29 protein-coding genes are annotated in these 24,663 nt (G+C 54.4%); 5 read left to right on the forward strand and 24 right to left on the reverse strand.

Going from position 1 to position 24,663, the window contains the following annotated elements:
• Nucleotides 1-47 precede the first annotated feature (47 nt).
• The 3 genes from KIH26_RS08760 to KIH26_RS08770 form a co-directional block, all read right to left on the reverse strand.
• Nucleotides 48-1,802, reverse strand: a complete 1,755-nt coding sequence (locus tag KIH26_RS08760) for a thiamine pyrophosphate-binding protein (RefSeq protein ID WP_213444095.1) — start codon at nt 1,800-1,802, stop codon at nt 48-50.
• Between the two features lie 233 nt (nt 1,803-2,035).
• Entirely contained in the window at nt 2,036-2,572 is a 537-nt protein-coding gene (locus KIH26_RS08765; protein WP_213444096.1) for a bactofilin family protein, read from the reverse strand.
• A 280-nt stretch (nt 2,573-2,852) separates the two neighbouring features.
• Complete coding sequence (locus KIH26_RS08770) at nt 2,853-4,067, reverse strand: MFS transporter (protein ID WP_249661011.1); 1,215 nt, start codon at nt 4,065-4,067, stop codon at nt 2,853-2,855.
• Nucleotides 4,068-4,113: 46 nt separating this feature from the next.
• On the opposite strand from KIH26_RS08770, the gene KIH26_RS08775 reads away from it, so the two are divergent.
• The gene (locus KIH26_RS08775; RefSeq protein ID WP_213444097.1) at nt 4,114-4,812 is read left to right on the forward strand and encodes a VIT1/CCC1 transporter family protein; all 699 of its coding nucleotides are present in this window, start codon (nt 4,114-4,116) and stop codon (nt 4,810-4,812) included.
• A 143-nt stretch (nt 4,813-4,955) separates the two neighbouring features.
• On the opposite strand, the gene KIH26_RS08780 is transcribed toward KIH26_RS08775, so the two are convergent.
• The 8 genes from KIH26_RS08780 to KIH26_RS08815 all read right to left on the reverse strand — a co-directional run bounded on the left by KIH26_RS08780 (nt 4,956) and on the right by KIH26_RS08815 (nt 11,470).
• A complete protein-coding gene (locus tag KIH26_RS08780) occupies nt 4,956-5,585 on the reverse strand; it encodes an FHA domain-containing protein (protein WP_213444099.1) in 630 nt (209 codons plus the stop codon).
• 92 nt (nt 5,586-5,677) lie between these two features.
• Nucleotides 5,678-5,950, reverse strand: a complete 273-nt coding sequence (locus KIH26_RS08785; protein WP_249661012.1) for a hypothetical protein — start codon at nt 5,948-5,950, stop codon at nt 5,678-5,680.
• Nucleotides 5,951-5,987: 37 nt separating this feature from the next.
• Complete coding sequence (locus KIH26_RS08790) at nt 5,988-6,854, reverse strand: M90 family metallopeptidase (protein WP_213444101.1); 867 nt, start codon at nt 6,852-6,854, stop codon at nt 5,988-5,990.
• A gap of 20 nt (nt 6,855-6,874) precedes the next feature.
• Complete coding sequence (locus KIH26_RS08795; RefSeq protein WP_213444102.1) at nt 6,875-7,711, reverse strand: UDP-2,3-diacylglucosamine diphosphatase; 837 nt, start codon at nt 7,709-7,711, stop codon at nt 6,875-6,877.
• Nucleotides 7,712-7,721: 10 nt separating this feature from the next.
• A complete protein-coding gene (locus KIH26_RS08800) occupies nt 7,722-8,228 on the reverse strand; it encodes a peptidylprolyl isomerase (protein ID WP_213444104.1) in 507 nt (168 codons plus the stop codon).
• Nucleotides 8,229-8,258: 30 nt separating this feature from the next.
• Nucleotides 8,259-8,963, reverse strand: coding sequence for a peptidylprolyl isomerase (locus KIH26_RS08805; protein ID WP_213444105.1), 705 nt, complete (start codon nt 8,961-8,963; stop codon nt 8,259-8,261).
• Nucleotides 8,960-10,273 carry a L,D-transpeptidase family protein gene (locus tag KIH26_RS08810; protein ID WP_213444106.1) on the reverse strand — a complete coding sequence of 438 codons (1,314 nt, stop codon included), beginning with the start codon at nt 10,271-10,273 and terminating at the stop codon, nt 8,960-8,962. Before KIH26_RS08810 ends, KIH26_RS08805 begins: the two co-directional genes overlap by 4 nt.
• A gap of 156 nt (nt 10,274-10,429) precedes the next feature.
• Nucleotides 10,430-11,470, reverse strand: a complete 1,041-nt coding sequence (locus KIH26_RS08815; protein WP_213444107.1) for a nuclear transport factor 2 family protein — start codon at nt 11,468-11,470, stop codon at nt 10,430-10,432.
• A gap of 141 nt (nt 11,471-11,611) precedes the next feature.
• Here KIH26_RS08815 and cysS point away from each other — a divergent pair, with 141 nt between their 5' ends.
• Together cysS and KIH26_RS08825 are read left to right on the forward strand one after the other, a co-directional pair.
• On the forward strand, nt 11,612-13,024 hold the full coding sequence (cysS, locus tag KIH26_RS08820) for a cysteine--tRNA ligase (protein WP_213444108.1): 1,413 nt from the start codon (nt 11,612-11,614) through the stop codon (nt 13,022-13,024).
• Between the two features lie 64 nt (nt 13,025-13,088).
• Nucleotides 13,089-13,733, forward strand: a complete 645-nt coding sequence (locus tag KIH26_RS08825; RefSeq protein ID WP_249661014.1) for a DNA-3-methyladenine glycosylase family protein — start codon at nt 13,089-13,091, stop codon at nt 13,731-13,733.
• 69 nt (nt 13,734-13,802) lie between these two features.
• Here KIH26_RS08825 and KIH26_RS08830 read toward each other — a convergent pair whose 3' ends face one another.
• The 3 genes from KIH26_RS08830 to KIH26_RS08840 form a co-directional block, all read right to left on the reverse strand.
• Complete coding sequence (locus tag KIH26_RS08830) at nt 13,803-14,192, reverse strand: MAPEG family protein (RefSeq protein ID WP_213444111.1); 390 nt, start codon at nt 14,190-14,192, stop codon at nt 13,803-13,805.
• A gap of 77 nt (nt 14,193-14,269) precedes the next feature.
• Nucleotides 14,270-14,743 carry an SRPBCC family protein gene (locus KIH26_RS08835; protein WP_213444112.1) on the reverse strand — a complete coding sequence of 158 codons (474 nt, stop codon included), beginning with the start codon at nt 14,741-14,743 and terminating at the stop codon, nt 14,270-14,272.
• Nucleotides 14,744-14,795: 52 nt separating this feature from the next.
• On the reverse strand, nt 14,796-15,149 hold the full coding sequence (locus tag KIH26_RS08840) for a YciI family protein (RefSeq protein WP_213444114.1): 354 nt from the start codon (nt 15,147-15,149) through the stop codon (nt 14,796-14,798).
• A gap of 144 nt (nt 15,150-15,293) precedes the next feature.
• Between KIH26_RS08840 and KIH26_RS08845 the strand changes: the two genes are divergently transcribed.
• On the forward strand, nt 15,294-16,235 hold the full coding sequence (locus tag KIH26_RS08845) for a LysR family transcriptional regulator (RefSeq protein ID WP_213444115.1): 942 nt from the start codon (nt 15,294-15,296) through the stop codon (nt 16,233-16,235).
• 16 nt (nt 16,236-16,251) lie between these two features.
• Here KIH26_RS08845 and KIH26_RS08850 read toward each other — a convergent pair whose 3' ends face one another.
• The gene (locus KIH26_RS08850) at nt 16,252-16,935 is read right to left on the reverse strand and encodes a sulfite exporter TauE/SafE family protein (protein ID WP_213444116.1); all 684 of its coding nucleotides are present in this window, start codon (nt 16,933-16,935) and stop codon (nt 16,252-16,254) included.
• A gap of 6 nt (nt 16,936-16,941) precedes the next feature.
• Nucleotides 16,942-18,363, reverse strand: coding sequence for an oxygen-independent coproporphyrinogen III oxidase (hemN, locus tag KIH26_RS08855; protein ID WP_249661015.1), 1,422 nt, complete (start codon nt 18,361-18,363; stop codon nt 16,942-16,944).
• Nucleotides 18,364-18,510: 147 nt separating this feature from the next.
• On the opposite strand from hemN, the gene fnr reads away from it, so the two are divergent.
• Complete coding sequence (gene fnr, locus KIH26_RS08860; RefSeq protein WP_213444117.1) at nt 18,511-19,233, forward strand: fumarate/nitrate reduction transcriptional regulator Fnr; 723 nt, start codon at nt 18,511-18,513, stop codon at nt 19,231-19,233.
• Between the two features lie 16 nt (nt 19,234-19,249).
• Here the strand turns inward: fnr and KIH26_RS08865 are convergent, their stop codons facing one another.
• The 8 genes from KIH26_RS08865 to ccoS form a co-directional block, all read right to left on the reverse strand.
• Nucleotides 19,250-19,513 carry a hypothetical protein gene (locus KIH26_RS08865; protein ID WP_213444118.1) on the reverse strand — a complete coding sequence of 88 codons (264 nt, stop codon included), beginning with the start codon at nt 19,511-19,513 and terminating at the stop codon, nt 19,250-19,252.
• Nucleotides 19,510-19,830, reverse strand: a complete 321-nt coding sequence (locus KIH26_RS08870) for a FixH family protein (protein WP_213444120.1) — start codon at nt 19,828-19,830, stop codon at nt 19,510-19,512. Before KIH26_RS08870 ends, KIH26_RS08865 begins: the two co-directional genes overlap by 4 nt.
• 3 nt (nt 19,831-19,833) lie before the next feature.
• A complete protein-coding gene (ccoG, locus tag KIH26_RS08875) occupies nt 19,834-21,213 on the reverse strand; it encodes a cytochrome c oxidase accessory protein CcoG (RefSeq protein ID WP_249661139.1) in 1,380 nt (459 codons plus the stop codon).
• Nucleotides 21,214-21,271: 58 nt separating this feature from the next.
• Entirely contained in the window at nt 21,272-22,189 is a 918-nt protein-coding gene (ccoP, locus tag KIH26_RS08880) for a cytochrome-c oxidase, cbb3-type subunit III (protein WP_213444122.1), read from the reverse strand.
• Between the two features lie 3 nt (nt 22,190-22,192).
• A complete protein-coding gene (locus KIH26_RS08885) occupies nt 22,193-22,330 on the reverse strand; it encodes a cbb3-type cytochrome oxidase subunit 3 (RefSeq protein WP_213444123.1) in 138 nt (45 codons plus the stop codon).
• A gap of 9 nt (nt 22,331-22,339) precedes the next feature.
• A complete protein-coding gene (ccoO, locus tag KIH26_RS08890) occupies nt 22,340-22,972 on the reverse strand; it encodes a cytochrome-c oxidase, cbb3-type subunit II (protein WP_213444125.1) in 633 nt (210 codons plus the stop codon).
• Nucleotides 22,973-22,994: 22 nt separating this feature from the next.
• Nucleotides 22,995-24,446, reverse strand: a complete 1,452-nt coding sequence (gene ccoN, locus KIH26_RS08895) for a cytochrome-c oxidase, cbb3-type subunit I (protein WP_213444126.1) — start codon at nt 24,444-24,446, stop codon at nt 22,995-22,997.
• A gap of 66 nt (nt 24,447-24,512) precedes the next feature.
• On the reverse strand, nt 24,513-24,650 hold the full coding sequence (gene ccoS, locus KIH26_RS08900) for a cbb3-type cytochrome oxidase assembly protein CcoS (protein WP_213444128.1): 138 nt from the start codon (nt 24,648-24,650) through the stop codon (nt 24,513-24,515).
• Nucleotides 24,651-24,663: the final 13 nt, after the last annotated feature.

A 24,663-nucleotide genomic window follows, 5' to 3' on the forward strand; every position in this document is an offset into this window, starting at 1 on the left:
TAATGAAAAACAGCCAATCAGCAGCATAGAATCTGCGCGGCCAGCTATTACTTTGATAGCGATTGCTTAGTAATTGCAGACAAAGTTCCACGCGTGGTAATCACTTCTGGGCTGATGATGAGCTCGATCAATGTGCCTTGTTTGGTATCCAATCGCTTGAGTGCAGCGAGCAATTCAGCTTCGAACTGATCGCTGTGCGTGATACGCACGCCGTGGTAGCCATAGCCAACTGCTAACTTCGCGAAATCTGCGCCGGCTATTGAAGAGCCGCTCACACGCTCTGGATACTCGCGCTCTTGGTGCATGCGGATCGTGCCGTAGGTGCCGTTGTTGAGCACGAGCACGATGCTCGCTGCGCCATGCGCTGTGGCTGTTGAGAGCTCTTGCCCGGTCATCAGGAAATCGCCGTCGCCGGCAATCGTGAAGGCTACTCGGCCTGTGAGTATGTTGGCTGCCACGCCTGCAGGCACGCCCACGCCCATGCTGCCACTGGTGGGGGCGACTTGGGTTTTGAAGCCTTTGGTCAAGCCGTGGTATTGGAAATAGCGGTGCATCCAGCTCGCGAAATTGCCAGCGCCGTTGGTGAGCACAGCGTCTTGTGGCAAATGCTTTTGCAAGAGCTTCACGATGCGCGGCATGTTGATGCTGCCTGGCTTTCCGCTCTCATCATCAAAGGGTAAAGCGGGCAAGCTCTGCGGCGTGATCCATTGGCGATATTGCTCATTCGCCGTCTTAGAATCGGCCTCCCAAGCGACTGAAATAGGAGCGGTGAGCACTTCTAAGCTTCGCGCAGCAGCATTCATCGTGGCGCAAATGGCGAGATCGGCTTGATAGACGCGATTCAATTCCTCTGCACTTGAGTGGATATGAACGAGTTTTTGCTTAGATCGCGGCGCTTGCAGCAAGGTATAGCCGCCTGTCGTCATCTCGCCTAAACGTGGGCCAACGGCGATCACGAGATCGCTCTCTTGCACGCGTTTGGCCAGAGCCGGATTGATGCCGATACCCACATCGCCCGCATAGAGCGGATGATGGTTGTCAAACGTGTCTTGAAAGCGAAACGCATTCGCTACAGGCAATTGCCAGTTTTCCGCAAAGCGTTGCAGAGCTTGCGCTGCCTGCACCGTCCAGCCTCCACCGCCCGCTATCACGATGGGGCGTTGGCTCTCCAACAGCATAGAGCGCAAACTGCGCAAAGCACCCGGATCACTCCAAGCTTGCACGGGCTCGACTCTTGGCAAAACTTGAGTCGATGGCTGCGCGCTCACCTTCTCGACAAGCATATCTTCCGGCAACACCAGCACCACAGGCCCCGGCCGCCCATTCATCGCTGTGGCAAATGCACGCGCGATGTATTCAGGAATGCGGCTGGCTTCATCAATCCGCTCCACGCGCTTGGCCACGGAAGAGAAAAACCCAAAAAAATCCATTTCTTGAAAGGCCTCGCGATCCCGCATATCGCTGCCCACATCGCCAACAAGCAAGACCATTGGTGTGGAGTCTTGGAAAGCCGTGTGCAGCCCAATCGCAGCATTCGTCGCACCCGGCCCGCGCGTGACGAGGCACACACCCGGCCTACCAGTGAGCTTGCCCGCAGCCTCAGCCATGAAAGCCGCTCCACCTTCGTGGCGGCAAGTGATGAATTGGATTTTTTCTGAGTGCTCGGCAAAGCCGTCCAGCACAGCGAGATAGCTCTCACCAGGCACGCCAAAAGCATGCGTGATGCCTTGTTCGATCAAGCATTCAACGAGCAAGTGGCCGGCGAGTTTGGAGGATGCAGGGGCTGAATGAGGGGTGGTCATTCAGCTATTTTGCTATGGGAATAGGTTGGCGCTCGACGATTGAAGACAAACATCCGGTCGCAGAGGGCACAAAAGTTGCGCAAAAGAGGCAAAAAAGAAAAATACAAAAAAGATGCTTTGTTGACAACAATGATTGAATCAACCATTCATTCTGTTTTTAAAGGTATTTTTTGCGTCTTTTGCGCAACTTTTGCGTCCTTTGCGTCCGGCATTTCGGTATTGGTCTTAAACCATCAAGCAGCTTTGAGCATAGGCGCAGGCTGAGACAAAGTAGCTGCCGTACCGTAAGCCACATCGCCCGAGAGCTGAGCGCCCTCTTCCATCACGAGTTTGCCGTAACGAATTTGGCCTTTGACCTTGGCCGTCGCATACAGCATCAGCTTATGTCGCGCTGTGAGCTGGCCATCGAAATCGCCGCGGATCTCGGCCTCATCAATCTGCGCCGAGCCGGTAAATGCGCCGCCCTCTGCGATTTGCATCACGCGCGAATCCATGCTGGCCTGCACCGAGCCTTCCACCACCAAAGTATCGCAATCCGTGATCTCCACGCCCTTGAGCTTGATATGTGGGCCCACGGTGAGGCGGCTGGTACTGGCGGGTTTGCCGGTTGGAGAAGTAGGCGCAGCATCGGCTGCGGATGGTTGTGAAGCGCTCACGGCGACAGGTTTGACGGTACTCGTAGCACGTGCAGCATTACTGGCCGTGGTCGCGTTCAGTGCTTGATCCAGATCGCGGGAGGGGCTGTTAAAGAAGCGGCTTTGTAGTGTCATGGTATGTATTTCCAGAGTAAAAGAATGAAGCCTTGATGGTATAAAAGAAACCGCTTACAAACACTGCAACAGCTGCAAGATGCGTAACGAAACACGCTGTTGCCCGGCGTAAAATATACATACATCGCTACATTTTTAGTAGCAAGAAGGAATCAACCCATGGAAGAAGATCACCGATGCTGCGGCTCAGGCATGTGCATCATTGACGCGCAAGGAATCTGCTGGTGTGGCCAAAAGTGGGATGGCGAAAAAATGTCGCGCCCAAAATACGAAGAGCTGGTCAAGCCTGCGTCCGTCGCCCCACAGCCAGAGCAGCAAACACGGCCAGAATCAAAGCAAACGCGCTCGTGATCATTGTGAGCGAATAAAGCGCGCGATCCATCAACAAACCGAAGATCAGCGGCGCAATCGCAAAGCCCACATCGAGGCCGGAATACACCGTGCCATAAACACGCCCTGTCGCGCCCTTCGGCGTAGCGCGCTTGATCATCATGTCACGGCTTGGCCCACCGATGCCGACTGCAAAACCAGTGGCTGCAAGCAAAGCCATTGAGCCCAATGCGCCCAGCCAGCCCGTGCCCGCCAGCATCATGCACACCGCGCCCACACTCATACACACAGCCACCACCTTGTCGCTGCGCTGAGCGCCCAAGCGAGCCGACACGAAGCCTCCAACCAAGATACCCACAGCACTGCTGAGCATATAAGCTGTCAAAGTTGCAGTCGCAGCTTGCAGCGTCACGCCGTGCATGGCCTTCAAAATTGAAGCGCTGTAGCTCTGCACCACAGCCAGCGTGATCGTGGAGAGCAAAAAGAAAGCAAAGCACCACCACACCACAGGCAGCTTGAGAAATGCGATAGACGATGCCTCATGCGCCTCAGCCTTGCGCACCACCGTCGTTACCAATTGATCGCGGTTGATCAACAGCACGACAAACACCAAGGCATACACACCCGCAGTGACGAGATAGGCATTCCTCCAGCCGATGCTCCCCATCAGGCCGACCAAAAGAATCGGCGTCAAAGCCCAACCCAAACTGCCCGAGAGCCCGTGCATGCTGAAGGCGTAGCCCAAGCGTGGCGTCGAGACACGCTGATTCAAGATCGAAAAATCAATCGGGTGGAATGGGCTGTTGGCCAAGCCGGCCAGCGCTGCCGCCACAATCAACCACGTATAGCCCTGAGCATGGCTGGCCGTGATGCAAGCCAAGAAAAATGTGCCCAGCGCGGCAAACAACACTGGCCGCGCCCCCAGCTTATCCACCACAAAGCCAGCGAGTGCTTGCCCCACGCCGGAGATCACAAAAAACACGCTCATCAGCAGTCCCACCTGCGCAAAGCTCAAACCAAACTCCTGCATAAAGACAGGAAACAATGGCGGCAAAAGCATGTGCCCAAAATGCGAGCTCGCATGCGCAAGCCCCACCAAACTCATCACCTTGGCATCTTTGGCCAAGGGAACCACGGGAGCAGAATCCATACTTGCAGTTGTCATGCCTCGATATTAACGGAGACAGCAGCGCAGCGGCTATCATCTGCGCATGCCCCGCAACACCCACCCGGAATCGCATCGCCAAGATCGCATCGGCTGGCTGCGCGCCGCGGTGCTGGGCGCAAACGACGGCATTGTGTCAACGGCCAGCCTGATGGTCGGCATCGCCGCCGCCAATGCGACCACGCAAACCCTGCTCCTCACGGGCATCGCCGCCTTGGTTGCAGGCGCCATGTCGATGGCAGCGGGTGAATATGTATCCGTCAGCTCGCAAGCTGACACCGAAGCGGCTGATATCGCCCGCGAACGCACCGAGCTCGCTGAGCAGCCCGAGCATGAGCTGCGGGAGCTCGCCGGCATCTATCAAGCACGCGGCCTGAGCCCTGAATTGGCCTCGCAAGTCGCCCAGCAGCTCATGAAACACGATGCTTTAGGCGCGCATGCCCGAGACGAGCTAGGCATCTCCTCAAGCAACAGCTCGCGCCCCGTGCAAGCTGCGTTGGCCTCTGCAGCCAGCTTCGCCACAGGCGCTGCGCTGCCCATGATCACAGCCTTGTTTGCCCCCAGCGCTTGGCTCGTGCCAACAATAGGTGGCGCATCCCTGATTTTTCTGATCTTGCTCGGCTGGGTATCAGCCCATCTGGGCGGCGCTCCCGTGCTCAAAGCCGTCATGCGCGTCGCCTTCTGGGGCCTGCTTGCTATGGGCATCACCGCTGGCGTAGGTGCATGGTTTGGTGTAGCAGCCTGAAAATAACGCCGAATCGCCCTCTCGCCGGCATAGAATCTGCGCGACATGCTACTTAATTAATAGCAAATCAATGATTGCCTGCTACTCGGCCTTCATCCAGCGCTGGCAAAGCGTAAGCAGGGACGATGGCAGCTAGCTCAAGGCTAAGCTTTGAGTAAAAACTCCAAAGCACTGCCCGCAAGCTCAATCACATCGCGATCCACCAGCTGCACAGGCTCGTCGCTGATAGCTTTGCCATTGAGCTTAGGAATTTGCTGGGCTTCTAGGCAAGAGATGAAATAGCCTTGCCTGCGATGCGCAATCGCGATCAAGGCGATACCGGGTTGGCCAAAGGTAGAAACGGCTTTGGAAACCGGGATCTCTAGCCCAGCCGAAGAGCCCGTGAGCATCTTCAAGCTCGCATGCATGGCACCGCTGGTGGCTGCAGGAGCGAGCCCACCGCTGAGCGTCATGGATACGGTTTTACCTTCATCAGTGAGCTCATTCGCGCTGAAGTATTGGATTTTGAATCGCCCGATGGAAATCACATCTTCATCGCTCAGCAAATGCATTTTCACCATCGCGCCGCTGATATATGTGCCATTGGTGCTGCCCGAATCGATGACCACCACATCGCTCAAACCTGAGAGCTCAAAAACGCAATGCTCACCACTCACGGCTAAATCGGTGAGCACGATATGGTTGTCTGGCCGGCGACCCAACGTGGTGCGCACGCGTGTGAGGTAAGTGCGGTGAATTTCCACCCCATCGACTGTCGTGATCAATTGCGGCATACCTGCTCCTAGGAAGTACCAGCAAGCATCTTATGCCTAGGCCAAGACAGATGCAAGGCGTAGCCATATGGCAAGAAGTAACGCGATGCGACTTACAGCTTGGGCTCTACATCCGTCACGTCATCGAGTTTGTGGCGCGGCGCTCTGGCTGCAGCCGGGCCGCTTTTCTGCGCCTGACGAAACACTTGCTCAAAGCCCGCACGCGGATTCATACGCATCGCAAAAGGCAAGACAGAACGCCCTGTGAGTTTGAACCACACTGCGCGCACGGCCCATACCAGCAACAAAATGCTCATCACGACCAACAAGCTGGCAGCGAAGATCAGGCCTGCCAGAATCAAAACCAAACGGAGTAGAAAATTCATCATGTCGTGAGCAATGGGGCGCTCTGAAAATAGAGCTTTAGCTTTGATCAGCTGAGCTGGATTGGTTCAATTTCTCTGCTGATTTAGAAAAAAAACCATCAAATAAAGAGAGTAATTCTGGATGTAGCTGCGCAAAACGAGTGCGCTGCACGAAATAAGCTTCTGCGGCAACGGCGAAGAATTCATCGAGCGATTCTGTGCCATAAGGGTCGAGCAAGGGCTCGGCTTGCCCCGTGATGCGACCAAATCGCTGCCAAGCATCGCTGGCTTCTTTAAAGCGCAAGTATTCGGCTTGTAAAGCAGTGAGCCAAAGACGGCGCTTATCGCGGGGCATGGGTGGGCAGCCATCGGCCTGACCGTCGCGCATATCCATCACATGGATGAATTCATGAATCACGACGTTGTAGGCTTGACTGGCGAGTTCTCCTGCGGCCTGCACATCGCTCCATGCGAGCATAAGTGGGCCGCCCTCCATCACTTCGCCGGTGAGTCGTTCACTACCGCTGTGGACAATGCCATCTTCATCCACCCACTCGCGCCGTGCCCTCACCTCGCCTGGATGAAGCACGATGCCAACGAAGCTGTCGTACCAGGTGAGCGCAAGATCGGGGCGATCCACTGGCGCGATATGCAAGATGGGCACACAGGCCTGCACAGCCACCATGGTGGCGTGTGCATCCGTGATCTCCAAGCCTTGCGCACCTGTGAATTCTTTGGAACCCAAAAAGAAGCTGCACAGCTCGCGCAGGCGGGCAAGCTCTAGCGCAGAGCGTTGCTCAAGAAAGGGCAAGGCGGTAAGACAGTTGCGCCAGAGCTGATCATCGATGGCATGGCGTTGAATGGTGGCGGCTGTTCGCGCTTTGCGCCGGCGCTCCTGCCAGCTTTGCCACCAAGCGATGATCATAGGCCTGTGAAGCTAACGCGCTACACCACAGGAATGTGGTGTGTGTTCACCAGGCCATCGTCATCCAGACTCAGACGTAAGGCATAGCCGCGAGCGGGTTCGGTGCGCGAGTTGACGGCCTGCCAATCCGGGAGCACAAAGCGCGTACCACGCCCTTGGCTAGAGCTGATGGCGTGATCTCGACCTTCATGGGTGTGACCGTGGATGAAATGCTGTGCTTGCGCGGCATCCATCCATTGCTTGGCGAAAGCTTGATCAATATCGATCCATGGCTCGCCTGCAGTCTGCATGTCTTTCTTGCGCGCCTCGCTCGCTGCACGCATCACGCGCGCTTGCTGCATGCGCTCTTGCAGGGGCGTCGCTAGAAACTGTGTTTGCCAGTCTGAGCTTCTGACCATGCGGCGAAATTCTTGGTATTTTTCATCGGAGAGACACAGAGCGTCGCCATGACTGAGCAAATAACGCATGCCACCAAACACCAGCACACTGGGATCAGAGAGGATTTGCATGCCGCAGGCTTTGGCCAAGCCCTGCCCCACGAGGAAATCGCGGTTGCCATGCATGAAATACAGATTGTGTTGCTGCGCACTGAAATGCAACACGCGGCTGCAGCGGTCTTCAAAATGCAGGCCTTCGTGGCGGGCGATCAAGCTTGAATCACGCGCTGAGCCTAGGCAGTCATCGCCCACCCACACTTCAAACAAATCACCGAGGATGAAGATGGCATCGGCAGGCGAATGCTCCAAATAGCTGCGCCAAGCCAAAAAATTGGCGGGCTCGGATTCTTGTAAATGGATATCCGAGATGAAATCCACGCAACGCCAGGCTGTGGGTGCGTTGATTTCATCAAAGCTCATGGCTGGCTGCTTAAAGGATCACAGCCTTTGTGATCACAACATCTTGAGCTGGCACGTCATCGTGGTAGCCCTTGCGTGTGGTGGCCACTTTGCCCAGCTTATCCACCACGTCTGTACCAGAGACCACCTTGCCAAAAACGGCATAACCCCAGCCTTGAATGCTGGGCGCAGTGTGGTTTAAAAAGCCGTTGTCTGCGGTGTTGATGAAAAACTGCGCGCTGGCCGAGTGCGGATCTTGGGTGCGTGCCATCGCCAGGGTGTACTTGTTGTTTTTGAGACCGTTGTTGGCTTCGTTGTTGATCGGTGCATCCGTCGGCTTTTGTGTCATGCCAACTTCAAAGCCACCGCCTTGGATCATGAAACCATCGATGATGCGATGGAAAATCGTGCCATCGTAATGGCCTTTTTTCACGTAAGCGAGGAAGTTTTCTGCGCTCTTGGGGGCTTTATCGGCATCAAGCTCGATGGTGATGTTGCCGTGACCGGCGATCTGCAGTTCGACTTGGGGGTTAGCCATGGTGTATTCCTTGAAGTGAATTGAAGTAAATTATTTGAGCAAGGTGGCGCTGTTGATCGTCACGATGGTTTTGGGTGCGTCTGTCGGGAAAGGGCCACCAGGGCCAGTGGGCGTGGCTTTGATTTTGTCCACCACATCCATACCTTCAACGACTTTGCCGAACACGGTGTAACCCCAGAGCTGGGCAGCGCCCAGCAAATTCGCGCGAGGCACGTTTTCATAGGTGCGGCCTTGGTATTCGAATTTTTTGACTGGATCGCCTTCGGGAATCGGTGTTGGATCCAAGAAAGCGTTATCGACAGTGTTGATGAAGAACTGCGCGCTGGCCGACTGCGGATCATTCGTGCGCGCCATGGCAAGCGTGCCACGCGTGTTTTTCAAGCCTTTGGCAAGAGCTTCGCGGCCTTCATGGGGCACAGGTGGGCGGCTTTTCTTTTCTACATAGCTGGGCTGGAAGCCACCGCCTTGGATCATGAAGGTGGGGATCACGCGGTGAAAGATCGTGCCGTCGTAGTGTTTGTCTTTCACGTATTGGAGAAAGTTTTCCACTGTTTTGGGGGCTTTATCGGGATACACCTCAATCACGATATCGCCCATGCTGGTGGCGAGCTTGACTTTGGGCGCTACAGCAGATGTTTGTGCTGAGGCAGCAGGCGCTACCAAAAGAATAGCGCTCAGCGCAATAGATGTGCCGGCCAACTGGCTAAATGTGCGGCGAAATGCATTAAAAATCATCCAATGATTCCTTCAAAAAAGATTTTCCATTGATTGCTGGTGGCTGCAGAGCGAAGCCAGTACTGCCGTTTGGTCGGGCCAGAGACTGCGCCCGTCGGTACTTCAGAGAACGTGATCACCATAGTAGCACTACTGGGGCTCTCTGCCCAATGCAAGACGGAGACATCTTTTAATTCGCTGCTGCGCTTTTTGGCAATTTCACTGCTTATCACGCCCCGCCATTCAGCCAACTTCTTGCCATAGCTGTCAAAGTCTGGGCTGTAATGCACCATGGCAGCGTCTAAGCCGCCGGCTGCTTTGGCGCTACGCCAGCTAGAGAATGCACGATCAAAGGCTGCTGTATCTGCGTTGGTCTGCGCGGGGTTGACCCATTCGAGCTTGGGCAGGATGACAACGGGTGTGGTGCGGATTTCCACACGTTTCAAAATGTCTTGCAGATCTGGATTAGAGACGGCGACACAGCCATCGGTGGCTTTCGGGGCGCGGGCAAATTGCGCCTGCGGCACGCCATGCAACCAAATGCCGCTGCCGGTTTTGCCACGGCGAATATCGTAAGGGTTGGGGTAATTGATCGGCAATGCGCCAGCGCCATACAAATCTTTGAGCGAATTAGGATCCAGCGTGTTGGTGACGAAATAAATACCCAGTGGCGTTTTGAGATCGCCCTCGACATTTTTCTCAATGCCCATCTTGCCTACAGAGGCATAGTAATCGGCGACCAAACGCAAGCCCTGCGCCGTGTTCTCAAAGAGATACAAGCGAGCACGGCTGGCATCTACTGCGATGGCGTGTTTGTTGCGGGCAGACAAGCGCACGAAATTCGAAGGCAGCATCCCGGCGGCGGGTTTCTCACGAAGCGCACGAATGCGCAGGAGCGACTCTTCACGCAAATCAGTGAGCACGCCGGGCGCTGCGCGCACAGTGGCTTCGGGTACATCACCCAAAGCGCGCACGGGCTGCGTTTGCGCGGCTAGCAAATCGCCGTGCACGAGCTGCGCCAATGCGAAATTGGGATGATCGAGTACCAGTTTATCGGCCAGCTTGAGAGCCTCGCGGGTTTTGCTTTGGCCGATCAGCTGGTAAATCTGTATCAGGCGCGCTTCTGCCTGCAGGCCGTTAGGCGCTGGGGCTTTTGTTTTGCCTGCGCGCACGAGGGTGGGCGCGGCGGCGGCGCTGGCGAGGGCAACTGTTGCGACCGCACGCTTTTTTTGCTTCTTTTGCTTTGCTTGAGCTGGCGAACTGAAGACGATCAAGCACACAACAGCCAATGCGGCAAGCAGACACCGCTGCCAGCAAAGATCAGGCAGCATGGTCTTTAGAGTCAAACGGGGCAAGTAACGAGGTAACAAAGACACAAAAATACATGCTCTGCCGCATCGTATCGGCAGGGGTGATAAAAATTCAGAGCTGATGTGCCATCAGATCAGGATGAGTTGGGGATTGGTTAAAGCAAGAGCCCCAGGCGATCAACCGCCCGTAGCTTCGCGCACGATGACCCAGCGATTATCAGCGCGTACGAGATCCAGTGTTTTGCGGCTGTTCACAGACAAGCTATCGGCATCGTAGTCTTGTTTGAAGCGGGCTTGGGCTTTGTTGCCCGTGATCTTGATATCCAAGTTGCTCACCTGAACGCTGATCTTGTTTTTGCCCATGATGCGCTTTCTGCGCTCCTCTTCCCAGCTCTTGCGGCCGCCGGGCGCATCAAACTCTTTGCCATATGCGCCCAGATAAGAGGCCATGTCTTTGCGGCTCCATGCGCTGGCCCAAGCTTGCACTGCTGCGCGGACTTCATCTTCATTGCCGGCTGCAGCGGGGGCAGCAGGTGCGGCCGCGGCCACTGGAGGCTTAGCGGCAGAAGCCGCAGGCGCAGGCGCAGGCGCTGGTGTAGGCGCGGTTGCAGGTGTAGGCGCAGCGGCAACCACGGCTGGCTTGGCCGGTGCGGCCGCCGATGGTGCAGCAGCAGCTGCGGCTGGACGCGTGCGAATATTGGGAGCAAACAAATCGCGGATCAGGCCAAGTTTGGGCTGAATGCCGGAGTTGCTGCCATCAAGCTGCAGCGCTTTGCTGTAAGCTTGACTGGCAAGTTTTGCATAAACGTCACCCAGATTTTCATGTGCGGTGGCGTAGCTTGGATTCGTGCGGATGGCCATTTCTAGTGCGGCACGGGCTTTGTCAAATTGGCCTTGGCCGGCGTGCAGGACAGCCAAATTATTGTAGGGCTCGGGCAGCTCGGGATAATCTTCAATCAGCTTGGTGAAGGTCGTGATCGCGTCTTGTGGCTTGCCCTGCTCTGTCAAGATCACGCCTTTGAGGAAGCGCATCTGAGGATCTTTGGGCTTGCCGGCGAGGAACTGATCGGCTTTGGCTGTCGCTTCAGCAAACTGGCCAGCGCGCATCAGGCGATTGACCTCGGCGTAATCGGCAAAAGCCAAGCTGCTGAAAAGCACGCCTGCAGACAACAGGGCAGCACTGATCAACTTTGGAGCGAAACGGGTAAGCAAACGCATAAAACCTCTCTTTGGGCAAGCACAGACGGCCTGTATTTTGGCCAGCTATATACTGCGACAATTGTAGCGGCTGGATAGTTCAGTTTTTCGAGTTTTGATCTTGCGCGCATTGCAGCGCCCGAGCACCACATACAACACACTATGGCTTTGAAGATTTACAACACGCTCTCGCGCAGCGTGGAGACTTTTGTTCCCCTTGAAGCAGGCCGTGCGCGTATGTACGTATGCGGCATCACCGTGTACGACCTCTGCCATATCGGCCATGCCCGCTCCGCCATGGCTTTTGATGTGATTCAGCGCTGGCTGCGTGCGAGCGGCTACGCCCTCACCTACGTCAAAAATATCACGGATATTGACGACAAAATCATTGCCCGCGCCGTGAAAAACGGCGAAACGATTGGCGCGCTCACCAGCCGCATGATCGCCGAGATGTATGTAGATTTCGACGCGCTGGGCGTGCAGCGGCCAGACCATGACCCGCGCGCCACGGATTACGTGCCGCAAATGCTCTCCATCGTGGAGCAACTCGAAGAGAATGGCCTCGCCTACCGCACGCCGAGCGGTGATGTGAACTACGCCGTACGCAAATTTTCAGGTTACGGCAAATTGAGCGGTAAATCGCTGGACGAGCTTCACGCAGGCGAGCGCGTGGCCGTGCTCGATGGCAAGGAAGACCCTTTGGATTTCGTGCTCTGGAAATCCGCCAAAACCGAGGAACCGCCTGAGGCCAAGTGGGAAAGCAGCTATGGCGCAGGTCGCCCCGGCTGGCACATCGAATGCTCGGCCATGAGCTGCGCTCTGCTCGGCGAAAGCTTTGATATTCACGGCGGCGGCGCGGATTTGCAGTTCCCTCACCACGAAAACGAAATCGCACAGAGCGAAGGTGCTTACCAAAAGCCGATGGCCAAATACTGGATTCACAACGGCTTTGTGAACATCGACAACGAGAAAATGTCCAAATCTTTGGGCAATTTCTTCACGATTCGCGACGTATTAAAGAAATTTGATGCTGAGACCATCCGCTTCTTTTTGGTGCGCGGCCATTACCGCAGTGGCTTGAACTACTCAGATGTGCATTTGGATGATGCGAGAAACTCTCTCAAACGCTTGTACACCGCTCTCGATTTAGCAGCGCCTCACGCTGCTTCTGTGGCTTCGCCTCATGCAGACTCCGCGCCGGCGCTCATTGATTTTGGCAATGAATATGCCGCGAGATTCAAAGCCGCGATGGACAATGACTTTGCCACACCGGAAGCGGTGGCGGTATTGTTTGATTTGGCTGCGGAGGTGAACCGTACCAAATCACCAGAATTAGCCACCCTGCTCAAACAGCTGGGCGGTTTGCTTGGCATTTTGCAAGGCTCGCCACAAGCCTTTTTGCAATCTGGCGCTGCTTTGGATGATGCCGCCATTCAAACAAAAATCGCTGAGCGTGCAGCCGCCAAAGCCGCGAAAAATTTTGCTTTGGCCGATCAAATTCGCAAAGATTTGGCCGCTCAAGGCATTGAGCTCAAAGACAGCCCGCAAGGCACGACTTGGTCTTCAGCGTCATGACTCGCAGCAGCGGATTTTTAAGCGATTTTGGCTTTTCGCCGGCATGGAATGTGCGCGAAGTGCTATGAAAAAAGTAGCAATTGAAGTCACCACGCCCGCCTACTGGCAAGAGGCCTGTGCTCACCTGATGAAGAAAGATCGGGTCATGCGCAAGCTGATTCCGCAGTTTGGTGATGCCTGCTTGCAAAGCCGAGGTGATCCTTTTGTGACGCTCGCTCGCTCGGTGGTGGGCCAGCAAATCAGCGTGGCTGCAGCGCAAACGATTTGGGATCGTTTCGTCAAAATTGGCAAAGGCAAGCTGCAGCCGTCCAAGGTTTTGAAGATGAAGGTAGACGACATGCGCGCCTGCGGTCTGTCTGCCCGAAAGATTGAGTATTTGGTCGATCTGGCACTGCATTTTGACAGCGGCGCGCTGCATGTGAAGCTTTGGGAAGGTATGGATGATGAAGCCATCATCGCCGAGCTGGTGGCGATTCGCGGCATTGGCCGCTGGACGGCCGAGATGTTTCTCATCTTCCACTTGCTGCGCCCCAATGTGCTCCCGCTGGATGACATCGGCATGCTGCGCGGTATCAGCGAAAACTATTTCTCGGGAGAATCCGTGAGCCGCAGCGAGGCGAAAGAAGTGGCCGCTGGCTGGGCGCCGTATCGCAGCGTCGCCGTGTGGTATCTCTGGCGCTCGCTGGATCCCTTGCCTGTGGCGTATTGATTTTTAAGCCTTTTTGGCCTATTGCCCTCATACAGATTGCGCTGGCAGCTATTGAATTAATAGCAATACTCAGCGGAAAAACAACACAAGCGCACACACAGCTTCAATGCTGATCACGCCCAGCGTGAGCACCATGCCGCCGCGTCGGCTCCATGCTGCGTTGTTTGTTAGCAAGCTTTGCGCATGCAGAATGCGCCCTAAAAGTAGCGCGATACCGAAGCCAATGAGCCAAGCATTGCTCAAACCGCTGATCTCAAGCAAAGCCATCAGGAGCAAGGCCATGGGCGCTGTCTCTGAGAAATTGCCATGAGCTCGGATGCGGCGCATGAGTTGATCATCTCCGCCATCCAGAAACGCGATGTTAGTTTGCGCGCGGCGCAGAATCACCAGCGCTGTGAGTGCGCATTGGAGCAAGGCGCAGCAGCCCGCAAACAGAAGGGTGAGGTTTACAGAAGACATGGGCGCACCTCGGTTTGGCTCAAGAGCAAAGAAGAGTCATGAAACAGCCGAAGATACGCCGCTTTGGATACCGTCATTTAAGCTTTCTCAGCTGCTTTTTTCAAGCCTGCCAATGCAGCAGGCAAAGTTTTTTTCATGCCAGAGCCAATCAAGCGGCTCCAGATCGGCGCGAGCAAACCTGAGAAGGTGGTGCGATGCGTGGCCACAGTGCTGTTGCCTTGGCTTTGCAATTCGTAATCGAAATGCATCATGCCCAGCGGCAGCTTGCACTCCATACGAACGCTTTTACCTTGAATCACTTCAACGAATTTCAGCTCGGATTTGGGGCCGCTGTGAGGCTTGACCTCGCCCACTGCGCCGGAGACGAAAGCACCATTCAAGCTGGAGGCCTTCAGATCTGGATCCCAGCTGGGCCAGCCGCCCACATTGGCGTACAGCGCGAAAACGGTAGCGATAGGGGCGTTGATCGTGGTGCTGGATTCGAATTGCATGGCTTTGTTGCTTTCTTTGGTTGTGGTGGATGTTGTTGGGTTGATGGCTGCGGAATTCATGGTGAGTGTCTCGGTTCAGGTTAAAAAGATCAAGCTTTTGATAAAACTGTGATCACACAGGGGAATAAGCCACTTGGCGCACTTCGAGCGAGCCAAACTGGGCTGCGGGGCATTTGGCAGCCCAGCCGGTTGCTTCTGGCTCGCCGGGCACGTCGATCAGGTAGTAGCCGCCGATTTGCGTGTCGCCTTCGAGGGCAAAGCCTTCTTGAGTTTTGATGCGGCCTTTTTCAGCGTAGACGCGCTGAGCCGTCTCAGCGGGGGCGAGCTGGCCTGCGGCGAGCAACACGCCGGCTTGGATGAGCTGCTGGTTGAAAGCCATCATGGAGCCCATGATTTCTTGCATCGCGCTCTCTGGCACATCGGCAAAAGAAGCTGGCTTGGTTTGGCAGAGGAGGAGGTATTTCATGGTGAGGTCCTTTTAAAAATATGCTTCGAAATGAGGCATGGGTGAACTTTAAAAGTGATCAATCCATTACACAATTGACCTAATACTTCTTAAATACCTAATAAAAACTTTGTAATTAAGCTGTTTTAGAGCAAAATCAGAGGAATGCAGACCCTAAGAGGCATTCTTAATTTCTCCCGCACAGCAGAGCTGGGCAGCTTTGCCAAAGCGGCCAAAGAGCTGGGAATCTCCCCTGTGGCGGTGAGCCAAAACATCAGCCGCTTGGAAGCCGCTCTAGGCGTGCGCCTCTTCGCGCGCAGCACCCGCGCGCTACAGCTCACACCCGAAGGCCAAGCGTTTTTAGAGCAATGCCGCCAGCCGCTCGCCCAGCTCGATGCCGCATGCAAAGAAGTGGCCAGCGATGCGAAAACCGCCAGTGGCAAGCTGCGCGCCACGGTGGTCTCGCCTGTGGCTTATCTCTATCTCATTCCCCTGCTGCCCAAATTTCAACAACGCTACCCTGGCATCAGGCTCGAGTTGGAGCTGAGTGAAGATGCCAGCCCCTTGATCCCCAAGCGTTTCGATGTGGGCATTCGGATTGGCGCTTTGAACGATGCCGCTTTTGTGGCGCGGCCTCTGGGCCCGCTGCGCTTGCTGATCTGCGCTTCTCCCACCTACCTCGAAAGCCAAGAAAAGCCAAACAGCTTGGATGATTTAGCCAAGCACCGCCTGCTGCAATTGCAAATCACAGGCAAAGAGCAAACCACGCCATTCATCGTGCAAACGCGGGTAGATGGCGCGCGCAACATGCAATTCATCCAATTGCCCGGCCACTTCATCTGCAATGATTTTCGCGGTTTGGCGCAAGCCTGCGGCGATGGCTTGGGCATCGCGCAATTGCCCCAGCCCGTGGCATTACCGATGCTCAAAAGTGGCCAGCTCAAAGTGCTCCTGCCCGACAGCGTGGCCGAGAATATTCAGCTCTTCATCCATTACCCCAGCCGAAAGCAGCTGCCCGCGCGCGTGAGAGCTTTCGTCGATTTCGTCGTGGAGCATTTCGCTGGGCATCCGGATTTAACAGCGGATATCTCGGGGTTTGTTGCCTAAAAAATTTCGCACTTGCTCAACAAATCGTTTGAATTCCGTGCGCAGCATGTTGCCAAAGCGCCCACGCAGCGCCTGCAGCCAGCGCCAGCCCCGCCAACCTTCGCGCCCATTGCTGAGTTCTTGCATCGCGCACGAGGCTCAAATGCCCAATCAACCAGTGCGCCCCCAGCAGCCAGGCCACTGTCGGCATCACAAACGCCAGCATCACTGCTGCACCCTGCCAAATTCCGCCGGATAAACCGGCAATCAGCAATGCGGAATAAAGCAAGCCGCATGGCAGTATCACCCAACCCATGCCCAAGAATATGCTGCGGCGCGATGAAGCTTTGACCCAATCCAGACGCTTCCATGTGGGACCCGCCACACTTTGTGCCCACAAGGGTTGGCGTGCAAAAAAAAACAATATCAAGCCCCAAGCGAGCATCGCCGCATGCAGCATCACCCAGGCGGGCTTAAAAATCACCGCATGCTCACTGGCCCACGCTACAGTTTGCACCAAACCCCCAGCCAGCGCGCCAGCCAGTGTGTAACCGAGCACCCTGCCGATTTGCAGTGCTCGTGCGGCAGATATGCCATGAAATGGCTCTTGCGCCGAAGGTCTTCCCATCGCTGAGCACAAACCACCGCACATGGCCAAGCAATGCAGTCCGCCTGCCAAACCGAGTAAGAAAGCCGAGAACATGAGCCCGATTAACATCATGGCACCTCAAATGATGCGCGAATACCGCGCACGGTTGCGGTCTGCTTGCAAGTAGCGGTCAAACACCATCGCCACAGCGCGCACCACATACCACCCTGCCTCGGTAACGAGTAAACCCTCTGGCTCGATCTCCACTAGACCATCACGCTGCAGTTGTTCTAATTCACTCAGCTCGGCTTTGAAATAATTTTTAAAGTCAATCAAGTAGGCCAGCTCAATCGACTCAAAGCTCAACTCCCCCTGGCACATCAATGCCATGATGACAGCGCGGCGCACCAAATCATCACGCGACAGCGCAAGGCCTCGTTCAATCGGTAGACGGCCCTGATCCAATAAATCGTAGTAAGCATCAAGCGATTTGACATTTTGACTGTAAGCCGCGCCCACTTTGCTGATGGCCGAGACGCCTAAACCGATCAAATCGCAATCGGGCAAGGTGCTGTAGCCTTGAAAATTACGATGCAATCGCCCTTGCTTCTTGGCAATCGCTAGGCTGTCTTGCGGCAGAGCAAAGTGATCCATGCCGATGTACACGTAACCTGCCGCCCCCAGCTTTTCAAGTGCCAAGCGCAGCATCGCGCTTTTCTCATGTGCTGTGGGCAACAGTTGCTCATCAATGCGACGCTGCGGCTTGAAACGCTGCGGCAAATGCGCATAGCCATACAGAGCAATCCGGTCCGGCCGCAGTGATATCACTTGGTCAAAGGTGGTTTGCATGGACTGAATTGTTTGCTGCGGCAGGCCATAGATCAGATCCATGTTCAACGAGGCAAATCCCAGTTCACGGGCATCTTGCATCAGCCGTGAGACCTGCTCAAAAGGCTGAACGCGATGCACTGCCTTTTGCACTTTGGCATCAAAGTCTTGAACGCCGAAGCTCAAGCGATTGAAACCAAGCTGCCTTAAACGCTGCAATCTTTGACGAGAAACTGTTCGCGGATCCACTTCAATGCTGCACTCCGCCAAAGAGTCGAGCTGAAATCGCATACGGATCATGGTCATCAATTGCGCTAGCTGCGCATCATCGAGAAAAGTCGGCGATCCACCGCCCAAGTGCAGCTGCTGAACAGATGCTGTGCCTGCTTCCAACTGGGCAGCCACCAAATCCAACTCTTTTTCCAAGTACTTCAAATAAATATCGGCTCTGTCTTTCTGTTTTGTGATGACTTTATTGCAGGCGCAGTAGTAGCACAATGATTCACAAAAAGGAATGTGCAGGTACAAAGATAATCCTTGCGCTCGAACACCGCCAGTGATGTTGCGTAGCTGCAGCGCTTGGCTTGCATCATTAGCACTAAAGGCCTCAACAAATCGATCGGCGGTAGGATAAGAGGTGTATCTGGGGCCTTGAATATCCCATCGCGACAAAATATCGGCATGAACTGGCGAGGCGGTGACGGAGGGCATCACAGATAGGTCGGTTGTCATGCGCCGATGTTGACACTTCAGCCATGATCGCGACTTGATCCAGATCAAATCTGTAAGGTTTAATGCTCAAGCGTGTCATCAAAGTTGCCACGAAACGCGGCATCTACAGCATAATCAAATCTAGGTCTTAGATCAGAAGAGGTATTTATGATCAGATTGCAAGAAGCCAAAGTGGCGTGCAGTAATTGCAACATGCGTGAACTATGTATGCCCGTCGGTCTGAGTGACGACGAAATGACACAAGTTGAACGCTTGATCTCTAACCGCCGTAAAACTGCACGTGGCGAACATTTGTATCAAGCTGGAGATGATTTTGTCAGCCTGTTTGCTGTGCGCACAGGATTTTTCAAAACATCCGTCGCCAGCGAAGACGGCAGAGAACAAGTCACCGGCTTTCTCATGGCAGGTGAGATCCTCGGCATGGACGGTATCGTGAGTGATCGGCATGCCTGTGATGCCGTCGCACTTGAAGACTCTGAAGTTTGCGTGATGCCATTTGATAAATTGGAAGAGCTTTCAGCGCATGTCAGCTCACTTCAGCGCCACGTGCATAAGATCATGAGCCGCGAGATCGTGCGTGATCAAGGCGTCATGTTACTGCTGGGTAGCATGCGCGCTGAGGAAAGACTGGCTGCTTTTCTTTTGAATCTGACCCAGCGACTACAAGCTCGTGGGCTTTCACCTAGCAATATGGTGCTTCGCATGACGCGAGAAGAAATCGGCAGTTATCTGGGTCTCAAGCTGGAAACTGTCAGCCGAGGATTTTCACGCTTTGTGAACGAAGGCGTGCTAGAAGTACAGCAGCGTCAAGTGCGCGTTCTGGATCAACAAGCTCTGAAATCGATTGCCAATCCCACTGTCTGCGCCTGAGTTAACTGCGGGCAGATCAATCAGACTCTTTTTTCCAGATAGACAACCAAGCGGTCAATGCACTGCTGGTAAACGTCAGCGCCCAAATCACAAAGAAACTGATGGAATAAACGGCTCTGACGGATAAGTTGTGTGGCGCATGTGTGATTGCTAATTCTGCTGGGGATACAACGGCAAAAATCAGCATCTCCAAGACGCAAGCGCAAAGAAACGAAGGCCAGATGATCCACATCCACGCAGGGCTCTGGCGTGAAATCTCGGGAGAAAAGGAGTTGCTCATGGCACTGTCTTCTTTGGCGAAGTCTCTGTGGATCCTGGCGCACCCCCAGTGGCAGCATGGTTGCGGGCTTGCCCAGCCGGAAGCATAGGCACACTACTGGTTGTAGACCTCTCTTTTGGCAACGCAAGTCCTTTTTGATAGTAATCAGCAGACACCAATTTGTCAGCCCCCTGCCATGCAATCGCCCAAGTAACAAGACCTGCCACCACAACAACGGCTGGGCCAATCATCACCAACCATAGCCAAGGATGTCGCCACCAGGGTATGTGGGCAGAACCAGCAACGGAAGCTGCGGTAATCGGCGTAATCGTTTTCATATGTCACCTCGGGATGTAAAACGCACTTTTTTCTAGGACCGTCTCCCCGGACTCCGGGTTGTAAATTTTCAGTTCAATAGGGTGTGAGCCTGGTTTCAGCTGAGCTGCATTCTCAGCAGGCAAATCTAGTCTTAGCACAACCCACTCCGACTCTGTGGCCTCTAATTTCACCAGCTTCTCGCCGTTGAGTTGAAGGCCGGGCAATCCGTTTGCTGTGATCTGTAATTGCAGAGGACGGTCAGTCGCGTTCATGAGCTGTGCACGGTAAACATTTTCAATCATGCCACCGGATGCACCTGCCACGATACGCGCTAAAACAGCTCGGTCACGAACGACATCAACTCTAAAATCATGCCGCATGGTGATGCTGACCAACCAAGCAGCGCAGATCAATCCCCATACCGCTGAATACATCAGCACACGCGGCCGGCTTAGCCGCCGCCAAATTTGCGAGTTGCTCCAGCCATTTGCCAAAGCCTGCTGTGTGCTGTATCGGATCAAACCAGGCGCGTAATCCAACTTCTTCATCACGCCATTGCAAACATCAATACAGGCCGCGCAACCGATACATTCATACTGCAAGCCCTTACGAATGTCGATACCTGTTGGGCACACTTGTACGCACAAGGTGCAGTCCACACAATCACCTAAGCCCTTGGATCGAGCATCTTGTCCTTTGCCGCGAGAGCCGCGTGGCTCCCCACGTCGTTCGTCGTAGGAGATGATCAGCGTGTCTTTGTCAAACATCGCGCTTTGAAAGCGTGCATAGGGGCACATGTACTTGCAAACCTGCTCGCGCATAAAGCCCGCATTGCCATAGGTGGCGAAGCCATAGAAGAGAATCCAAAACATTTCCCATAGCCCGAGGCTGAAGCCTTGTATCTCAGCTAGCAAGGTGTGCATCGGCGTGAAATAGGCCACGAAAGTCAGCCCTGTCCACAGCGCAAGGCTTAGCCAGAGTAGATGCTTGATCCCCTTGAGCGACAACTTCTTGGCATTCCACCTCTGCGCATCCAGTTTGATGCGCCGCTGGCGATCTCCCTCGACTTTGCGTTCAATCCACATGAAAATTTCGCTGTACACCGTTTGTGGACAAGCGTAACCACACCAAACTCGCCCTGCAACTGCAGTCACCAAAAACAAAGACAAGGCACAAATGATCAGCAAAACCGCCAAATAGATAAAGTCCTGTGGATACAAAACCAAGTCAAACAAGTAAAAGCGCCGCGCCTCAAGATCAAACAAAACGGCTTGGCGCTGTCCCCACTGAAGCCAAGGCATGCCATAAAACACCAGTTGCGTCAGCCACACGGTCAGCCAACGCAAGCGCGCATACTTGCCTTGCACCGATCGAGGGTGAATCGTCGCCTCCGACACGAACATCGGAATGTAGGTTTTGCTCGATCCCTCTGCTGGGTTGGGGTGACTCACGTACTCACCCTTATTTGCCAGCGCTGGTCGGTTTATTGGACATGCCCCAGACATAAGCTGTGAGCAGACCTATCTGCTCATCGGTCAAACGATCTTTTTGCGCAGGCATCATGCCGGTGCGCCCATTGTTGATCATGTTAACGATGAATTCTTTGCCCCATCCATGGAGCCACACATCGTCTGACAGATTGGGTGCGCCCAAAGCCACATTGCCCTTGCCAGTTACTCCGTGACAGGCTGCACAGGCGCTGAATTTTGATTTGCCTAAGCCAGCACGGATGGAGTCAGATGGGTATCCAGACAGACTCAGTACGTACTCCGCGAGATTGCGCACATCGTCTGAATTGCCGACAGCAGCGGCCATTGGCGGCATCACCCCATTGCGCCCTTTCACAATAGTTTCTTGAATCTTGTCTGGTGTTCCCCCCCAGAGCCAATCATTGTCAGTGAGATTGGGAAAGCCTTTGGATCCGCGCGCGTCAGAGCCATGGCATTGGGCGCAGTTGTTCAGAAAAAGTCGATTCGCAATCGCCATGGCTTGAGGGTCAGCTGCAAGTTGCTCAGTGTTTTTACCTTGGTATTGGGCATAGACCAGTGCCATCGCTTTACCGCCTTCTTGCATCTCTTGTTTGTGTTGCTCCTTCGAACTCCAATCGAAACTGCCCTGTACCGAGCCCAGCCCAGGATAGAAATACAGATAAGCAAATGAAAAGATCACTGTGATCACAAACAAGCCCATCCACCACATCGGCATGGGATGGTTCAGCTCCACCAAATCCTCATCCCATACGTGGCCCGTCGTGTTGTCGGATCGAACCTGCACCTTCTTGGCAGCCACCACAAACAGCAAAACCAAGCAGGCCGCAATGCTCACCAGCGTAGCAATGATGATGAACCACGACCATGCGCCAGATGTGAAGTCACTCATGGCTTATTCCTCCAGCAACGGCAATTGAGCTGCCTGCTCAAAACGCGAACGGTTGCGGGCAGCTACCGCCCACCAGACGATGGCGATGAAAACCACCAGACTCACCACAGTCACCGCACTGCGCAGGGTATTGATATCCATGATCTCTCCTTATTTCAATGCCAAACCCAAGCCCTGCAAATACGCGATCAGGGCATCCATCTCGCTCTTGCCTTTGAGCTGCTCAGGAGCTTTCGCAATCTGCTCATCGGTATAGGGCACACCCAAAGTACGCAAGGCTTTCAAGCGCTGCTGAATATCGTGGGAGCTGGCCTGGCCCTGCTCCAGCCATGCATAGGCAGGCATATTGGACTCCGGGACGAGATCACGGGGATTGAGCAAATGCACGCGATGCCATTCATCGCTGTATTTGCCGCCTACACGATGCAGATCAGGGCCTGTGCGCTTACTCCCCCATTGGAAGGGGCGGTCGTACACGAATTCACCAGCAACCGAGTAGTGTCCGTAGCGCAGTGTCTCGGCCCGGAATGGGCGAATCATTTGCGAGTGGCAGTTGTAGCAACCCTCGCGCACATAAATATCTCTTCCAACGAGCTGTAACGGTTCATAAGGCTTGACACCAGCAATAGCCTGCGTAGTCGACTTCTGGAAAAACAGCGGGACAATTTCTACCAACCCGCCCACGGCCACCACCAGCACAATGAAGACAATCAGCAGAAAACTGTTGGTTTCTATCTTCTCGTGGGTAAAGCCTTTCTGAGTTGAAGGCGTTGAATCAGACATTTGATGCTCCTTTTTTCTGCGTTCAAGCCATGGCGGGAGTGGACGTTGGCACAGCCACACGCACAGCACGCCCTGCCACCACAGTCATCCACACATTCCAAGCCATGATCAGCATGCCTGCCACATACATCAGCCCGCCGATGAAGCGAATCACGTAGTAGGGATAGGTGGCTTTGACGGATTCAACAAAGGTATAGGCCAACGTGCCATCTGCATTCACCTCGCGCCACATCAAGCCTTGCATCACACCCGCGATCCACATCGCCGCGATGTAAAACACGATGCCTAAGGTCGCAATCCAAAAATGCAACTCAATGGCCGTCTTGCTGTGCATCTCTTTACGACCAAACAAACGAGGAACGAGAAAGTAAATCGCGCCCATCGAAATGAAGCCCACCCAGCCCAATGCACCCGAGTGCACATGCCCCACCGTCCAATCCGTGTAATGCGAGAGAGCGTTGACGGTTTTGATCGACATCATCGGCCCTTCAAAGGTGCTCATGCCGTAAAACGAGAGCGACACGATCAAAAACCGGAGCACAGGGTCGTCGCGCAGCTTATGCCACGCACCTGAAATCGTCATCACACCATTGATCATTCCGCCCCAGCTTGGCGCCAGCAAGATCAAGGAAAACAGCATGCCAACAGATTGCGTCCAATCTGGCAATGCAGTGTAGTGAAGGTGATGCGGGCCCGCCCACATGTAGGTGAAGATCAGCGCCCAGAAATGCACGATCGACAAGCGATAGCTGTACACCGGACGCCCGGCTTGCTTGGGCACGTAGTAATACATGATGCCCAAGAAGCCTGCAGTCAAAAAGAAACCCACAGCATTGTGGCCATACCACCACTGAATCATGGCATCTTGCACGCCCGCATAGGCTGAATAAGACTTCATGAAACCAGCGGGCATGGCCGCGCTGTTCACGAGATGCAGTAAAGCTACCGTGATGATGAACGCGCCAAAAAACCAGTTCGCCACATAGATGTGCCGCACTTTGCGCGTTGCCAATGTGCCAAAGAAGACAACTGCGTACGACACCCAAACCAAGGTGATCAGAATGTCAATCGGCCACTCTAATTCTGCGTACTCTTTGCCTGAGGTGTAGCCCAAAGGAAGCGAAACTGCAGCCGCAACGATCACTGCTTGCCAACCCCAAAACGTGAAGCTGGCCAACTTGGGAGCAAACAAGGGCACTTGGCAGGTGCGTTGCACAGCATAGTAGCTGGTAGCAAACAAAGCGCAACCGCCAAAAGCAAAAATCACTGCATTGGTGTGCAAGGGTCGCAGCCTACCGTAGCTCAGCCAAGGTATGCCACCGCCCAACTCAGGCCACGCTAATTGAGCTGCGATGAAGACACCTACCGCCATACCCACCACACCCCAGAGCACGGTAGCTAAACTGAATTGCCGGACAACATCATCGTTGTAGATTTTTTCTGAATGCGCGGTATTTTCTATGCTGATTGACATCTCACACCTCTTGATTTGCTTATTGCTCAGTGTCGCTTTACAGGCACTGAGCGGATTTGATCCAGATCAATCAGAGTGCAAAATCTGATGGCCTTGTTGCTCTAACTCCTCAAACTGATCGCTGTGCACAGCCCACCAAAGAGCCAAGATCACAAAAAGTGCCAAGCCGATCGAAAGGGGCACAAGTAATAAGAGGATGTCCATAAAGTCTCCAGAT

This window comes from Variovorax sp. PCZ-1 (assembly GCF_018413605.1).
Lineage (GTDB): Bacteria > Pseudomonadota > Gammaproteobacteria > Burkholderiales > Burkholderiaceae_C > JANMDU01.

Coding starts and splice junctions, on each gene's coding strand:
- KIH26_RS08885 (WP_213444123.1), bottom strand. CDS start 22,330: ATGGATATCAATACCCTGCGCAGTGCGGTGACTGTGGTGAGTCTGGTG.
- cysS (WP_213444108.1), top strand. CDS start 11,612: ATGGCTTTGAAGATTTACAACACGCTCTCGCGCAGCGTGGAGACTTTT.
- KIH26_RS08825 (WP_249661014.1), top strand. CDS start 13,089: ATGAAAAAAGTAGCAATTGAAGTCACCACGCCCGCCTACTGGCAAGAG.
- KIH26_RS08805 (WP_213444105.1), bottom strand. CDS start 8,963: ATGATTTTTAATGCATTTCGCCGCACATTTAGCCAGTTGGCCGGCACA.
- ccoG (WP_249661139.1), bottom strand. CDS start 21,213: ATGTTCGTGTCGGAGGCGACGATTCACCCTCGATCGGTGCAAGGCAAG.
- KIH26_RS08800 (WP_213444104.1), bottom strand. CDS start 8,228: ATGGCTAACCCCCAAGTCGAACTGCAGATCGCCGGTCACGGCAACATC.
- KIH26_RS08865 (WP_213444118.1), bottom strand. CDS start 19,513: ATGAGCAACTCCTTTTCTCCCGAGATTTCACGCCAGAGCCCTGCGTGG.
- KIH26_RS08870 (WP_213444120.1), bottom strand. CDS start 19,830: ATGAAAACGATTACGCCGATTACCGCAGCTTCCGTTGCTGGTTCTGCC.
- ccoP (WP_213444122.1), bottom strand. CDS start 22,189: ATGAGTGACTTCACATCTGGCGCATGGTCGTGGTTCATCATCATTGCT.
- KIH26_RS08785 (WP_249661012.1), bottom strand. CDS start 5,950: ATGAATTTTCTACTCCGTTTGGTTTTGATTCTGGCAGGCCTGATCTTC.
- KIH26_RS08775 (WP_213444097.1), top strand. CDS start 4,114: ATGCCCCGCAACACCCACCCGGAATCGCATCGCCAAGATCGCATCGGC.
- ccoO (WP_213444125.1), bottom strand. CDS start 22,972: ATGTCTGATTCAACGCCTTCAACTCAGAAAGGCTTTACCCACGAGAAG.
- KIH26_RS08770 (WP_249661011.1), bottom strand. CDS start 4,067: ATGACAACTGCAAGTATGGATTCTGCTCCCGTGGTTCCCTTGGCCAAA.
- KIH26_RS08790 (WP_213444101.1), bottom strand. CDS start 6,854: ATGATCATCGCTTGGTGGCAAAGCTGGCAGGAGCGCCGGCGCAAAGCG.
- KIH26_RS08765 (WP_213444096.1), bottom strand. CDS start 2,572: ATGACACTACAAAGCCGCTTCTTTAACAGCCCCTCCCGCGATCTGGAT.
- KIH26_RS08845 (WP_213444115.1), top strand. CDS start 15,294: ATGCAGACCCTAAGAGGCATTCTTAATTTCTCCCGCACAGCAGAGCTG.
- KIH26_RS08815 (WP_213444107.1), bottom strand. CDS start 11,470: ATGCGTTTGCTTACCCGTTTCGCTCCAAAGTTGATCAGTGCTGCCCTG.
- ccoS (WP_213444128.1), bottom strand. CDS start 24,650: ATGGACATCCTCTTATTACTTGTGCCCCTTTCGATCGGCTTGGCACTT.
- KIH26_RS08780 (WP_213444099.1), bottom strand. CDS start 5,585: ATGCCGCAATTGATCACGACAGTCGATGGGGTGGAAATTCACCGCACT.
- hemN (WP_249661015.1), bottom strand. CDS start 18,363: ATGACAACCGACCTATCTGTGATGCCCTCCGTCACCGCCTCGCCAGTT.
- fnr (WP_213444117.1), top strand. CDS start 18,511: ATGATCAGATTGCAAGAAGCCAAAGTGGCGTGCAGTAATTGCAACATG.
- KIH26_RS08830 (WP_213444111.1), bottom strand. CDS start 14,192: ATGTCTTCTGTAAACCTCACCCTTCTGTTTGCGGGCTGCTGCGCCTTG.
- KIH26_RS08810 (WP_213444106.1), bottom strand. CDS start 10,273: ATGCTGCCTGATCTTTGCTGGCAGCGGTGTCTGCTTGCCGCATTGGCT.
- KIH26_RS08795 (WP_213444102.1), bottom strand. CDS start 7,711: ATGAGCTTTGATGAAATCAACGCACCCACAGCCTGGCGTTGCGTGGAT.
- KIH26_RS08840 (WP_213444114.1), bottom strand. CDS start 15,149: ATGAAATACCTCCTCCTCTGCCAAACCAAGCCAGCTTCTTTTGCCGAT.
- KIH26_RS08760 (WP_213444095.1), bottom strand. CDS start 1,802: ATGACCACCCCTCATTCAGCCCCTGCATCCTCCAAACTCGCCGGCCAC.
- KIH26_RS08835 (WP_213444112.1), bottom strand. CDS start 14,743: ATGAATTCCGCAGCCATCAACCCAACAACATCCACCACAACCAAAGAA.
- KIH26_RS08850 (WP_213444116.1), bottom strand. CDS start 16,935: ATGATGTTAATCGGGCTCATGTTCTCGGCTTTCTTACTCGGTTTGGCA.
- ccoN (WP_213444126.1), bottom strand. CDS start 24,446: ATGTCAATCAGCATAGAAAATACCGCGCATTCAGAAAAAATCTACAAC.